At 63.3% G+C, this 12,851-nt stretch carries 13 protein-coding genes; 2 read left to right on the plus strand and 11 right to left on the minus strand.

The features are described 5' to 3' along the window. Positions 1–2: 2 nt before the first annotated feature. The 3 genes from C9427_RS08255 to C9427_RS08265 form a co-directional block, all read right to left on the minus strand. Positions 3–869, minus strand: a complete 867-nt coding sequence (locus C9427_RS08255; protein WP_107648637.1) for a carbohydrate ABC transporter permease — start codon at positions 867–869, stop codon at positions 3–5. Beyond that, positions 869–1,765, minus strand: a complete 897-nt coding sequence (locus C9427_RS08260; protein ID WP_107648638.1) for a carbohydrate ABC transporter permease — start codon at positions 1,763–1,765, stop codon at positions 869–871. Before C9427_RS08260 ends, C9427_RS08255 begins: the two co-directional genes overlap by 1 nt. Before the next feature lie 146 nt (positions 1,766–1,911). Then, complete coding sequence (locus tag C9427_RS08265) at positions 1,912–3,231, minus strand: ABC transporter substrate-binding protein (RefSeq protein ID WP_107648639.1); 1,320 nt, start codon at positions 3,229–3,231, stop codon at positions 1,912–1,914. 169 nt (positions 3,232–3,400) lie between these two features. Here C9427_RS08265 and C9427_RS08270 point away from each other — a divergent pair, with 169 nt between their 5' ends. Together C9427_RS08270 and C9427_RS08275 are read left to right on the plus strand one after the other, a co-directional pair. Then, a complete protein-coding gene (locus C9427_RS08270) occupies positions 3,401–4,186 on the plus strand; it encodes an IclR family transcriptional regulator (protein ID WP_107648640.1) in 786 nt (261 codons plus the stop codon). A 64-nt stretch (positions 4,187–4,250) separates the two neighbouring features. Then, on the plus strand, positions 4,251–5,090 hold the full coding sequence (locus tag C9427_RS08275; protein WP_107648641.1) for an amidohydrolase family protein: 840 nt from the start codon (positions 4,251–4,253) through the stop codon (positions 5,088–5,090). 16 nt (positions 5,091–5,106) lie between these two features. Here the strand turns inward: C9427_RS08275 and C9427_RS08280 are convergent, their stop codons facing one another. From C9427_RS08280 to C9427_RS08315, 8 genes are all read right to left on the minus strand, one after another. After that, positions 5,107–6,075: an ABC transporter permease gene (locus tag C9427_RS08280; RefSeq protein WP_107648642.1), complete on the minus strand. Its 969-nt coding sequence runs from the start codon at positions 6,073–6,075 to the stop codon at positions 5,107–5,109. A gap of 1 nt (position 6,076) precedes the next feature. Next, positions 6,077–7,027: an ABC transporter permease gene (locus tag C9427_RS08285; protein ID WP_107648643.1), complete on the minus strand. Its 951-nt coding sequence runs from the start codon at positions 7,025–7,027 to the stop codon at positions 6,077–6,079. Next, positions 7,024–7,797 (minus strand): ATP-binding cassette domain-containing protein, encoded by a 774-nt coding sequence (locus C9427_RS08290; protein WP_107648644.1) that lies wholly within the window; start codon positions 7,795–7,797, stop codon positions 7,024–7,026. The genes C9427_RS08285 and C9427_RS08290 overlap by 4 nt, the downstream gene beginning before the upstream one ends. After that, positions 7,790–8,527: an ATP-binding cassette domain-containing protein gene (locus C9427_RS08295; RefSeq protein WP_107648645.1), complete on the minus strand. Its 738-nt coding sequence runs from the start codon at positions 8,525–8,527 to the stop codon at positions 7,790–7,792. Before C9427_RS08295 ends, C9427_RS08290 begins: the two co-directional genes overlap by 8 nt. Before the next feature lie 88 nt (positions 8,528–8,615). After that, positions 8,616–9,803, minus strand: coding sequence for an ABC transporter substrate-binding protein (locus C9427_RS08300; RefSeq protein WP_107648747.1), 1,188 nt, complete (start codon positions 9,801–9,803; stop codon positions 8,616–8,618). Positions 9,804–9,828: 25 nt separating this feature from the next. Beyond that, positions 9,829–10,998 (minus strand): extracellular solute-binding protein, encoded by a 1,170-nt coding sequence (locus C9427_RS08305; RefSeq protein WP_107648646.1) that lies wholly within the window; start codon positions 10,996–10,998, stop codon positions 9,829–9,831. Continuing rightward, entirely contained in the window at positions 10,995–12,155 is a 1,161-nt protein-coding gene (locus C9427_RS08310; RefSeq protein WP_107648647.1) for a CaiB/BaiF CoA transferase family protein, read from the minus strand. Before C9427_RS08310 ends, C9427_RS08305 begins: the two co-directional genes overlap by 4 nt. Before the next feature lie 2 nt (positions 12,156–12,157). Next, a complete protein-coding gene (locus C9427_RS08315) occupies positions 12,158–12,709 on the minus strand; it encodes a MaoC family dehydratase (protein WP_107648648.1) in 552 nt (183 codons plus the stop codon). Positions 12,710–12,851: the final 142 nt, after the last annotated feature.

A 12,851-nucleotide genomic window follows, 5' to 3' on the forward strand; every position in this document is an offset into this window, starting at 1 on the left:
GGTCAGCCTTTCACCGCGCCGGAGGTCAGGCCGCCGACAAGGTGCTTCTGGACGATATAGGTGAGGGTCAGCGCCGGGATGATCATCACCACCGCAAGCGCGCACATGCCGCGCCAGTCGATGGTGAATTCGGCGGTGTAATCAAGCAGGCCGACCGGCAGCGTCTTGGCGCTGACCGAGCGTGTCAGTTGCGAGGCCAGCGCGAATTCGTTCCAGCAGGTCAGGAAGGCAAAGATCGCCGCGGACGCGATGCCAGGCCCTGCAAGCGGAAACTCGACCTGCCAGAAGGCCTGCCAGCGCGTGCAACCATCGATCTGCGCGGCCTCCGCCAGATCTTTTGGCACCTGGCGGAAAAAGCCGTCGATCAGCCAGATCGTGAACGGCACGTTGAGCGCGACATAGGCAAGGATCAGCCCGAAATGCGTGTCGATGATGCCGAGCCGCACATAGAGAAAGAACAGCGGCAGCGACAAAGCGATGCCAGGCACAGTGCGTGTCAGCATCAGGCCGAGGAAGACGCTCGATTTGCCACGGAAGCGGTAGCGGGCGAAGGCATAGCCGCCGGCCATGCCGATGGCCACCGCGATGACCGTCGAGGTCACCGAGATGATCAGCGAGTTGCGGAAATATTCGATCACCGGGATGCCGCCCTTGCCGATGCCGCTGAACATGGCGACATAGGCGTCGAAAGAAATCTCCTGCGGGATCCAGACCGGCGGTTTGGCCATGATCTCCACGGTTGGCCGCAAGGACGAGATGACGATCCACAGACCCGGCAGGCAGATCGTCAGCATCGCCAGGAACAGGCCGATGCGATAGACAACGCCCAACAGCCGGCGCTTCAGGCGGGCGGAAGAATTCTCGTCCATCACCACTCAGCACCGATCTGCGTGCGCGCCGCGGCGAGCTTGTTGAAGAAATAGACGGTGAAGGCGATCGACAGCAGGATCGAGAAATAGGCCATGGCGTTGGCCATGCCCATGCGCCCGTCGCTGTAGGCGGTGCGCGCCACCAGCGTCCACAGCAGTTCGGTGCGGCCCGCCGGTCCGCCGTCGGTCATGATCTTGACGATGTCATAGGCGCGCGCGACGTCGAGCGAGCGGATGGTCATGGCGATGTAGGCGAAGGGCATTACGAACGGCCATGTCACATAGCGGAATGTCTGCCACGGCGTGCAGCCGTCGACCCGCGCCGCCTCGATCGGTTCCTTCGGCATGGCCAGCAGACCGGCGAGGATCAGAATCGCGAAGATCGCCGTCGACGACCAGATCTCGGCAATCGAAATGGCGATGAAGGCGAGATGGCCATCGATCAGCCACGGTATGGCGTCCTGGGTGACGCCGAGCGACTGCAAGGCATTGTTCACCAGGCCGATATTGTCGTTGAACATGAATTTGAACTGGAAGCCGACGAGGATCGGCGAGAACATCATCGGGAACATCATCAACGTGCGCAGGATGCGCTGACCGCGTGTCGCCTTCTCAACCAGCATCGCCAGGCCAAGGCCGAGCAGCATCTCGAGATTGAGCGCGATCGTCAGCAGCAGAACGGTGCGCCCGAACGCCCACCAGAAATCGCCGTTGGATAGGATCGAAAGATAATTCCTGAAGCCGATGAAGACGAAGAATGTCTCGGGCCGCGTCAGCCGGAAAGGCGTGAAGCTGGAATAGAGCGACAACAGCAACGGCACCACGACAACCGCCGCCAGCACGATCATGGCCGGAAGCAGCAGCAGGAATGGCGCGGATGGCTTGAAGCCCTTCATCAGAATCCCTGAGGTTTGCATCGATTATGGGCGCCGCTGGGCTGTCGAGGTCCGGGTGGGCGAAAGCCCATCGTGATCGCCCAGTGCCGGTAAGGCGCGATCGCCTCCCTCAACCGTCATGAGGGAGGCGGCGTTGGTAGCGGTTTCTAGAGCTTGCCGGCGTCTTCGAGGATCTGCGTCGCCTTGGCGGCGGCTTCATCCAACGCCTGCTTGGACGTCTTGTCGCCGAGGATCGCCGCCTGCAATTCGGGATAGACGGCGTTCGAGATCTCGATCCACTCAGGCGTCTGCGGCACGGCAAAGGCGTGCTTGGCTTCTTCCTGGAAGGCGGTAAGAACCTCTTTCTTGTAGGGATCGTTTTCGGCCTGCTTCAGGTCCCAGTCCCAGACCGCTGTGCGGGTCGGCAGTGGGCCCGCGGCGGCTTCGAGCTTCTGGCTGTCCTCGTTGGTCAGCCACCACACGAGCGAGGCCGCGGCCTCCTTGTTCGGACAATTCTCGGTCACCGAGAAGCCGTGGAAACCGGACCAGCCGGTGCGCTTGCCCGAAGAGCCTTTCGGCGCAACCTTGACGCCGACATTGCCGGCGACCTTCGACGACTTCGGATCGTTGAAGAAACCGGCCCAGCCCGGCCAGTCGAGATTGATGGCGACGGTGCCGGAGGCAAAGCCCTGGCCGAGATCGTCCCAAAGGTAGTTGGTCGTTCCCGCCGGCACGGCCTTTGCCTTGTAAAGGTTGACGAACCAGTCGAGCGCCCTGATGCCGGCTTCGGAATTGAAGACGGGCTTGCCGTCCTTGTCGAGATACTCGCCGCCTTCGGCGACGACCATCTCGTAGAAGCGGCCATTGATGGCCTCTTCCTTGCCGGCGAACTGCGTGCCGTAGAGATTGGGCGGGTTGGCGAAGAACTCGGCCTGATCGGTGACTTCCTTCCACGTGTCCGGCGGCACCAGGTCATAGCCGTATTTCGCCTTGAACTTGGTCTTGTTGTCGGCGTTCTCGTATAGGCTCTTCTGGTAGTAGAGCGCCGAAACGTCGAACTGGGCGCGCGGCAGCATCATCAGCTTGCCGTCGATGGTTGCCGCCTGAATCGTCGAAGGCACGAAGGCGTCGATTTCTTCCTTAGGCAGCAGTTTGCTGAGGTCGGTATAGAGGCCCGTATACTGCGGCGCGAAGGACGAATGGTTCCAGCCGACGCACCAGTTGGTGCTGCCGGAGGCGATGTCGGACTTGAGCTCCTTGTCGATGTCGAAGCCGTTCTTCTTGGTCAGGATGTTGACCTTGGCGCCGGTCGCCTTTTCCCATTCGGGAATGCGCTCATAGAGCTTTTCATATTGCTGGCCGCCGATCAGCTTCACGTCGACGGTGACGCCCTCGAACTTGCCGGGCAGGTCGCCGGCAAGGGCCGCGCCTGCACCGAATGCAAGCAACAATGCGCCGGCGGACACGCCGGAAAGCAGTCTGTTCATTGGTATCCTCCCTTGGTGCGCCTCAGCGGCGATCGCAACTCGTCTGACGACAAGAAGCGCTACATTCATATACAAACAAAACATTCACGGATACGTCAAGGCGAAATTTGTTTCCGTCGGCCCTGTTCCTGCGTATATGAAGAATCGAATTCACTGAGGGGGATGAGCCATGGATGACAGCGAAGACGAGCGCTATCGCGCCCCGGCACTGGACAAGGGGCTCGACATCCTGGAATTGCTGGCCGGCGTCGACGGCGGCCTGACCCAGGCTGAAATCGCCAAGAAACTCGATCGCAGCCCCAACGAGTTCTATCGCATGCTCGACCGGCTGGTGCGGCGCGGCTACGTCACCCGGCTGGACGGCGACCGCTATTCGCTGACGCTCAAGCTGTTCGGTCTGGCGCAATTGCACGCCCCGGTGCGGCGACTGGTTTCCTACGCGACGCCAGTGATGCGCGAACTTGCCGAAACCTCGCAGCAGGCAAACCAACTTGTTGTTTTTGATCGCGGTTCCGCTGTTGTCATCGCCCAGCAGGAGGCGCCGAACTATTGGGGCATCTCGATCCGGGTCGGCTCCCATATCAGCCTGTTCGACACTGGTTCGGGACATGTTCTGCTGGCCTTCCGCTCACAGGAAGAACGGCAGATGATGATCTCCGAGCACGTCCGCAGCACCGACAAGGCGGCGCAGCCGGCCGAGTTCTTTGCCAGGCTCGACCAGGTTCGCGACCGCGGCTACGAGATGATGGCCTCGCTGCAGACGGCCGGCGTCTACAACCTTTCGACGCCGGTGCTGGGACCGGATGGCCGCGCCATCGCGGCGCTCACCATTCCCTATATCACCCTCGTCAATGCGGCGGCCGCGCCTGACATCACACTGACGATCCAGTTGCTGCAGGGCGCAGCGACTCGATTGTCGCGATTGGCCGGCTCGGACGTGCCTCAATCGCCGTAATTTCCTATTTGAATAATGAATTTTTCAGCGAGATAGTGTTGCGAGCTTTAGAGGGTACGCCACCATGATCATCGACACTCATCTGCATCTCATAAACCGCTCGGTGCTGCGCTATCCCTGGCTCGCCGGCGTGCCGGCGCTCAACCGCGATTTTTCCTACGAGGAATACGCCTTGGAGGCTCGCCGTGTCGGCGTCGAGCGCGTGCTGCATATGGAGGTCGATGTCGACCCCGCCGATATCGAGGCGGAGACCGCCCGTGTCGAAGGCCTGTCGCGGCAGCCCGGCAGCCTGCTGGTCGGAGCGATCGCCTCCTGCCGGCCGGAGGACGAGGATTTTCCATCCTATCTCGCACGCCAGCGGGAAAATCCCTTCGTCAAGGGTTTCCGCCGTGTCCTCCATGTCGTGCCCGACGAGCTTTCGGAAGGTGCGCTGTTCCGCGACAACATCAAGCGGCTCGGCGGCACCGGCCTGACCTTCGACCTCGTCGTGCTGCCGCATCAGATTGCGAAGGCGATCGCGCTTGCCGACCTGGCGCCCGATGTGCAGTTCGTCCTCGACCACTGCGGTGTTCCCGACATCAAGGGCAATGCCGAGCATCCGTGGCGTGAGCATATGAGCGAGATCGCGCGACGCCCGAATGTCATGGCCAAGATTTCCGGCGTCGTCGCCTATGCCGATCCTGGCAGCTGGACGGCCGAGATATTGCGGCCCTATGTCGAACATACGATCGGTGAATTCGGCTGGGACCGCGTCGTCTGGGGCAGCGATTGGCCTGTCTGCACGCTTGGCGGCGGCCTGTCGACATGGGTGGCGGCGACCCATGCGCTGCTTTCGGGCTGCAGCGTTGCGGAGCGCAACAGGCTCTTGTCGGCGAATGCCCGCAAGCTCTGGCGGCTCGCCTAGCCGACTTGGCGCAGCGTCAGATCGTTGCCGATACGTGCCGTTCGCGGCCGTAGAGTGAGACCAGCAGCACAATGATGAAGCCAAGCGCGGCCTGAACCGCCGAGGGCTGGAAGCCGAGGCCGATCAGCAGCGTGTTGATTTCGGTCAGCACCAGAACGCCGGCGATCGTGCCGAGGTAGCTGCCCCGCCCGCCGACCAGCGCCGCGCCACCGACGACGACCGCCGCAATGGTCTGGAACAGATAGGGCTGGCCGACATCGCCATAGGCTGAGCCGGTGAAGCCGAGCAGCAGCACCCCCGCCACGGCAGCGAAGAAGGCGCTTGCCGCATAGGTGACGACCCACATACGGACCGGGTCGATCAGCGCTAGCGGTGCGGCGCCCGGATTGCTGCCCAGCGCGTAGAGCCGGCGTCCGTAGGGCGTTCGCTCCAGCACCAGAACCACGCATGCCGTCAGCACGACGAGGCTGGGCACCAGCCACGGCACCGGCAACGGACCGGCCGAGCCGCCGATCGACACGAAACTGGAAACGGCTTGTGGCGCCGAGCCTGATGGAAAGCCCGCCGTCCACAACAGCACCAGCCCTTGCACGACCATGCCGATGCCGAGCGTGACGATGAGTGGCTGGATGTCGAGGCTGCGCGAGATCAGCCCGTTAAGTCCGCCAATAATGATCGCCAGCACCCCGACGAGGCCGCAGACGAGAAAAAAGTTCCAGCCGTCGCCATAGAGCTGCGCCGCCACGACATTGGCGAAGCCGATGACGAAGGGGATGGACAGGTCGATGCCGCCCATGATCACCACCAGTGTCTGCCCGATCGAGGCGACGGCAAGCAGCGAGGCGAGCACCAGCATGGCGCGTACGGCAAACGGCGTCGAGTAGCCAGGAATGAGGGCGGTGCCGGCCGCGTGCAGAAGCGCGGCGACGCAGAAAGCGCCGATGACGCGGGCGTTGGTGGTTGCAAACAGGTTTCGGCCGGTCATGTCAGCGCCCTCTGGTGGCGAAACGTTCCTGCAGCGCGGTCAACATCACGGCCAGCACCAGTATCGCGCCATAGGCGATCTGCAGCACGAAGGTCGAGACATTGAATGTCGTCAGCACGCTTTGCAGGAGGAAGATGTCGATGGCGCCGATGGCCGCGCCCGCCACACCGCCGCGGCCGCCGGCCAGGCTGACGCCGCCCAGAGCGACGGCAGCGATCGCGATCAGCGTGTAGGTCGGTCCGATATTGGGATCGGCGGAGCCGATCAGCGCAGTCAGCATCAGCCCGGCGCATCCGCTGAGAAGACCGGTCATGACATAGGCGATGAAGCGCACGCGCGTGACGTCGACGCCGGCGGTGTAGGCGGCGCGGTCGTCGCTGCCGACCGCCATAAGTTGATCGTAGTAAGGGGTGCGCCGCACCAGCCACCAGCCAATGAACATCGCCGCCAGCGGCAGTATCGAGAGCGGGCCGGACAAGGCCTTGAGCCAGGCTGGTGCGGGACCGATCGGCGCCGGCAGGATCGTCAGCGTGACGCCGGTGAGGATCAGATAGGTGCCGAGCGTGGCGACGATCGGCTGGATGCGCACGACCGTCGCCAGAAAGCCGTTCGCCGCGCCGACCAGCGCACCGACGAGCAGCGCGGCAGGCACGAGGATCAGAGGCGAAGAGATGCCGGCGCCAAGGAAAAGCACCTGGATCGCAAAAGCGTTGACGAAACCCATCAGCGGTCCGACCGAGATGTCGATGCCGCCACGGCCGGCAAGGATCACGGGTGTGGAGGCGATGGCCGCGCCAATCAAGGGCGCGGCCAGTCCGATCAGCGCGCCCCAGGATCCCGGCTGGAATCGCGCCGGGTTGAGGATGAGATTGACCGCAAGCAGCACGACCAGAAGCACGACGGCGAAACCGACGCGTCGCCAGAGAGGCAGGAGGCGCGTGACAGAACTCATGCCGCACGTCCAAACATGGCGGAGATCACGCTGTCGGTGGTGAGGGACTGGCCCGCGATTTCGGCCGCGACTTCATTTTCGCGAAACACCAGCACACGATGGCACAAGAGCAGGATCTCCTCGATCTCGCTGGAGAGGATGACAAGTCCCATGCCGTCGGCGGCAAGCCCGCGAAAGACGTCGTAGAGAACGTGCCGCGTCGCCACATCGACGCCGCGCGTCGGGTCGTTGAGCAGCAGGATCGCGGGTTCCAGAGCCAGCGCTCGTGCCAGCAGCACCTTTTGCTGGTTGCCGCCCGACAGTGTGGTGATCGGCGCATCGGGCCTGGGTGCGACGATCGACAGTTTCTTGCGGTAGATGTCGTAGCGCACTCTTCGCGCCGCCGGACTGATCAGGCCGAGGCGCGTATCGCGCGACAGCGTCGAGACGGCAAAATTGTCGAGCACCGACTGGGTCGGGAAAATGCCGTTCGCCCGCCTGTCGCGTGGCAGATAGGCGATGCCGCTGGAGACCGCCTTGCGGAACCCGGTGATCTTGCCGCCTCCGCCGGGTAGGTCGAGCACGATCGAGCCGCCAAGCGGTGGTGCAAGGCCGGCGAGCATCTTGAGGAACAGTTCCTGGCCATGACCGTCGAGGCCGGCAAGGCCGACGATCTCGCCGGGAGCGATCGCCTGTGTGATCGGACTGGCGCCGGGCGCGATGACGAGGTCGCGAATGGCGAGGCCACGAAAGTCAGAGCCACCAGAGTCGGGGAGGGCGCGATCAGCCATGCGCCAACTCCGCCGCGGTGCGCGGCGCCATCGCCTTGAGAAGTTCAGCCGGTGACGAGGCGCCACGCTCTTCGGTGCGCACCACGTGGCCCCCGCGCAGGATCGAGATGCGATCCGAAAGCGACATCACCTCATCCATGCGATGCGTGATGAACAGGATGAGGCAACCCTCGCCGGCAAGGGCGCGCATCGACGAAAAGACCGACTCGCGGTCGGCGAAGTCGAGCGCGGCGGTGACCTCGTCGAGGATGAGGATTTTTGGGTTGCGCACGATCGCACGGGCGAGAACGACCAATTGCTGCGCGGCAAGCGGCAACAGGCCGGCTTGTGCGTCAAGGGGGACGTCGGTGACAGCGAAGCGCTTCAGCGCCAGCGCTGCCCTGTCGCGGCGCTCGTTGCGGGCAACGGTGCGCCGGACCAGCCCGTCGAGGCCAAGCAGGATGTTGTCCGTCACGCTGCGATCCGGTGCGATCAGCACCTCCTGGAAGACCGTCGCGAAACCTTGCGCCTGGAAGGCAGAGGGGCTGGTGCCGGAAAACGGCTTGCCTTGCAGCAGGATCGCGCCGCTGTCCGGCTGGACGATGCCGGACAACAGCTTGACCATCGTGCTCTTGCCCGAACCGTTCTCACCCAGAATCGTGTGTATGGTCCCCGACCGGAACACGATCGAGGCATCGGCAAGAGCGACCGTCTCGCCATAGCGTTTGGATATGTTCTTGATTTCAAGCATGTCGTATTTCGATGCTGGCTGGCCGGCTCCCGGAAAGGAACCGACCAGCCGAGACCTCATTTGGCGCAGGCATCATTTTGCACAGGCGTCACTTTGCACAGGCATCCGGCACCTTCGAATAATCCCAGCCCTTGGTCGGCGCCGGGTTCGAGAAATAGGCGTCGAGCCATTCTTCCGGCATCGGGTCCGTTGGCGGCACCGGGAAGATCGACACCGCATCCGTCGTCATGCAGTCCTTGTACCACGCGCCGAGATCGGCGCTGTGAACCGGCGGGATCGGGATCAGCAGCGTGTTCAGCTTGGGCTTCTGGCCGTCAAGCATGCGCTCGCCGACGCGAAACAGCGTCTCGGCGGTCCAGTGCGGCAGCACGGCATGGCCTTCGAAGCGGTACTTGTCGGGATTGGCCTTCCAATAGCCCAGCGCATCGCCGGTAATCGAGCCGGTGATCAGCGGCGCCGGCCGTCCGGCCTCGGCGAAGGCTTCGGCGACGACGCGGCTTTCGCTGCCTGTCGTCCACACCGCATCGATCGGCGCCGGATTGGTGGCGATCGCCTGCAGCACCACGGTCTTGGTGACGTTGGCCGTCCAGTTGCCATTGACGTTGCGCGAGATCTTCAGCTTCGGATTTTCCGCCAGCGCCTTGTCCGCGCCCTGGCGCTCCTGGACCACGATCGGGTGTCCGGCGATGCCTTCGACCAAAAGGATGCTGGCGCCGTCCGGCTGGGCCTTGCCTATAGCCGTCATCATGTCATAGCCCCAACGCGCATAGTTGGAATCGACATTGATCGCATTCGAACTGGTCACCGAACCGGCCGCCGTGACGAATGGGATGCCGGCCTTGGCGGCCGCGTCGATGGCATCGTCCAACGCCGTCGCCGAACCCGGGATCGACGTGATGATCGAGCACTTCTTGTCGATGAAGGCGCGGATCTGGTTGATCTGCTGGCTGGCGTCATTGTTGGAATCGGAAACTTCGAAGCTGGAGACGGTGCCGTCGGCGATCAGCCCGTCGACGAGACGCTTCAACTCCTTGGTCACCGTGACCCGCCACGGGTTGCCCTGGTAGGATTCCGAATGGCACCACTTCCATGGTTTCGCCGGCGGCGTGAAATTGTCCCAGGCCGAGGGCAATACCTTCTGCGGCGCGCCGTCATATTGCGCCTTGAGTTCGCTCGGCAGCCCGCCGATGACGCCTTGCACGTCCTGCGCCAGGGCAGTCGTTGCAATCGTGGCAAGGGCGGTTGCGGCCAGCAGGCCGCGGATCATTCCTGTCATCTTGTTCTCCTCCATTCGGTTTCGCTCAGGCTCCTCCACCGGCAGCGCCGGACACCTGCGCCGGGACGCTGTCCCGAAACAGGCGATTGAGATCGGCAACGACCCGGGCGGCTTGGCGCCCGGAGGTGATGCCGGAAATAATGCAGTCGGATGCCGCCTGCTGGAACGCCATGTAGCCGTCATGGCGCGGCCGCACCCATGCGCCTTCCAGCGTCGCGCGCGTATCCCTGTAGAAACTGCCGGTCGCGGCATTGACGCTCTGGTCCTCCCACGCTGCCGCATGGCCGGGCTGGCCGCCCGAGGCGGCATAGGCGCCGCGCTGGACATCGCCGCTGGCGACCCAATAGGCGAAATCGATCGCGGCATCTTTCGCCCGGGAAAAAGCCGAGACCGCTATGCCCGTGCCGCCGAGCGCCGAACCGATCGTGCCGTTGGAACCGATGACTGGAATGTCGGCAAAGGCCAGCCGGTTAGCGCGGAAACCAGTCATTGCATAGGAGACGTAACCATAGATCAGTGGCGCGCAGACGATCCTGGAGCCTGCTTCCGACATACGTTCCGAAACGGCGATCGGATCCATGTCGAAGCAGGCGGGATCGACCAGCGCGGCGATCTCGCGCATCGTCTCGAAGACCTTACCGCCGGCCCCGCTCTCGATGAGATCAACTGATGGATCGGTCGCGCAGGGATGACCGAGATTGCCGGCAAGCGTGAAGAACACCATCAGGCAATGGGGCGGGCGCAGCGGCAGCAGCACGCGGCCTTGCCGGGCGAGATCGAGCACCTCGCTCCAGCGCGCAGGCGGGGCATTAAGCGCGTCCGGCCGCCAGGCCTGGACTTGGCTTGCCGCATCGATCGGAAAGGCCCATTGCCGCTCTTGCCAGTTGTAGCTCGGATAGGATTGTCCGACGCTGCCTGAGGCCAAGGCCGCAAGCTCCGCCTCGCGGCCGGCGACATCCAGCGGCTCGAGACAGCGTTCCGCCGTTATCTGGCCGACATGTGGATGGTCGATGACGATGAGGTCATAGGCTCGCGCCAGTTCATCGACCGGGAAGGATTCGAAATCCTGCAGCGAGCGCTTGTCCCATTCGATGGCTATGCCCGTCTTCTGCCGCCAGAGGGACGAGCAGGCGACCATCGGATCGTAGCCGCGCGGATGGCTCCAGGTCATTCCTTTGAGCGTGCGCGTATTCACAGGCCGAATTCCTCGCGGATTTTGGTGCTGTGCTCGCCGATGCGGGGTGCCGCCCGGTCGACCTTGGCTCTGATGCCATCGACCCTGAGCGGCGAACTGGTGGTGAGGATCGAGACGTCGTCCTCGCGCGTCACGGTTTGCAGCATGTCGAGCGACTGGAACCCCTCGCTTGCCAGCATCTCCGGCCAGGTCAGCACCTTGGCGCACCAGATGTCGGCCGGCTCCAGAATGGCCAGCCATTCGTCGATCGTCTTGGTGGCGATCCTTTGCGCGACGATCGCCTTGATGTCGTCGCGCGCGGTGAACCACGATGCCGGCTTGTCGCGATAGGGCGCCAATTCGTTAAGCGACAACAGATCGGCCAGCTTGGGGATCGGTGTCATCGCAACGGCGAGGTAGCCGTCCTTGGCGGGGTACACGCCATAGGGCGCCGACAGATAGGCATGCGCGCTGCGGAAGCTGGAGCGCCTGGGCAGGCGGCGGCCGTCATTGAGGTGCGTGGTCAGCACCTCGAACTGGAAGTCGATCAGCGCTTCCAGCAGGCTGGTTTCGATATGGCTGCCCTGGCCGGTGATGCCGCGCCGCACCAGCGCCGCCAGTATGCCTTGCGCGCAGGCAGCACCCGCTAGCATGTCGCCGATGGCGAGGCCGAACGGCACCGGCCCCTGGTCCTCGTCGCCGTTCAGCCACATCACACCGGAGCGCGCCTGCGCCAGCAGATCCTGGCCGGGCCGCTTGACCCAAGGGCCCTCCTCGCCATAGCCGCTGATCGAGGCATAGACCAGGCGCGGGTTGATCTCGCGGACGGCACCATAGTCCAAGCCGAGCCGCTCGATGACGCCCGGCCGGAAATTCTGGATCAGCACGTCGGCCTTGGCCAGTAGTCCGCGCAGCGCCTTGAGATCGGCCTCGTTCTTGAGGTCGATGGCGAGGCTTTCCTTGGCCCGGTTGATGGCATGGAAGATCGTGGAGTCGCCACCGATCTCGGTGTCGCTGAGGTAGAGCCGGCGCGACAGGTCGCCGCCATCCGGCCGCTCGATCTTGATGACGCGGGCGCCAAGATCGAGCAGCCTGAGCGAGCAATAGGGACCGGACAGGAACTGGCTCATATCGACGACGGTGAGACCGGCAAGCGGCAATTCGGCTGCTGCCTGCATTGTTATTTCTCCGTCTTGCCGATGAAATCGGCAGGGTTGCGGTACTTCACCGTCTGCAGGTGCTCGCAGTAGAGAACCAACTCGCCTTCGCCCTTGAACACTTCATAGCTGGCACGGATCAGGCCCATGTCCTTGTAGCGGGGCTTCTTGTCGAGGTTGGAGCGGATCGAATAGATCGTGTCACCAATGAAGACAGGTTTTATGAAGCGAAGCTTGTCGTAGCCGTAGGAAAAGGCATTGATGCAGTTGGTGGCGACCAGGCCCAACCCGGCCGAGAAGACAAAGGCGCCAGCGATCAGCCTCTTGCCGAAAATGCCTTCGCTCTCGGCAAACATCTGGTCCTGCACATAAGGGTGGATATCGAGCACCAGCGTGTTGAAGAGGTGGCTGTCGCCTTCCGCCATCGTGCGGCGCAGCGAGCGTATTTTCTGCCCGACCGGCCAGTCCTCGTAGAACCAGTTCTCCGCATTCCATACCGGCAGCGCGGCGTGATCCTCAGGCATATTTTTGGGGTGCGTCGAGGCCACACCGACGGTCGGCGCGAATTCGGTCACGGCTGGCCCCACCAGCTCTGGGCGAGGCTTGGCACAACTGTCGGAACGCCTAGCAAAGCGTCGAAAAGCACGACGTCTCCTCCCGTCAATCTTCTTTTGTAAATAGTATTTTCACATATGGGGTTGCGTTGCAAGCGTGAAC

It is taken from the genome of Mesorhizobium helmanticense, from assembly GCF_003034915.1.
GTDB classification, from domain to species: Bacteria; Pseudomonadota; Alphaproteobacteria; order Rhizobiales; family Rhizobiaceae; genus Mesorhizobium; species Mesorhizobium helmanticense.

What these genes read in the sequence shown, in the direction of transcription:
- C9427_RS08255 (WP_107648637.1), bottom strand. Translation starts at nt 869, where the DNA reads ATGGACGAGAATTCTTCCGCCCGCCTGAAGCGCCGGCTGTTGGGCGTT.
- C9427_RS08260 (WP_107648638.1), bottom strand. Translation starts at nt 1,765, where the DNA reads ATGAAGGGCTTCAAGCCATCCGCGCCATTCCTGCTGCTGCTTCCGGCC.
- C9427_RS08265 (WP_107648639.1), bottom strand. Translation starts at nt 3,231, where the DNA reads ATGAACAGACTGCTTTCCGGCGTGTCCGCCGGCGCATTGTTGCTTGCA.
- C9427_RS08270 (WP_107648640.1), top strand. Translation starts at nt 3,401, where the DNA reads ATGGATGACAGCGAAGACGAGCGCTATCGCGCCCCGGCACTGGACAAG.
- C9427_RS08275 (WP_107648641.1), top strand. Translation starts at nt 4,251, where the DNA reads ATGATCATCGACACTCATCTGCATCTCATAAACCGCTCGGTGCTGCGC.
- C9427_RS08280 (WP_107648642.1), bottom strand. Translation starts at nt 6,075, where the DNA reads ATGACCGGCCGAAACCTGTTTGCAACCACCAACGCCCGCGTCATCGGC.
- C9427_RS08285 (WP_107648643.1), bottom strand. Translation starts at nt 7,027, where the DNA reads ATGAGTTCTGTCACGCGCCTCCTGCCTCTCTGGCGACGCGTCGGTTTC.
- C9427_RS08290 (WP_107648644.1), bottom strand. Translation starts at nt 7,797, where the DNA reads ATGGCTGATCGCGCCCTCCCCGACTCTGGTGGCTCTGACTTTCGTGGC.
- C9427_RS08295 (WP_107648645.1), bottom strand. Translation starts at nt 8,527, where the DNA reads ATGCTTGAAATCAAGAACATATCCAAACGCTATGGCGAGACGGTCGCT.
- C9427_RS08300 (WP_107648747.1), bottom strand. Translation starts at nt 9,803, where the DNA reads ATGACAGGAATGATCCGCGGCCTGCTGGCCGCAACCGCCCTTGCCACG.
- C9427_RS08310 (WP_107648647.1), bottom strand. Translation starts at nt 12,155, where the DNA reads ATGCAGGCAGCAGCCGAATTGCCGCTTGCCGGTCTCACCGTCGTCGAT.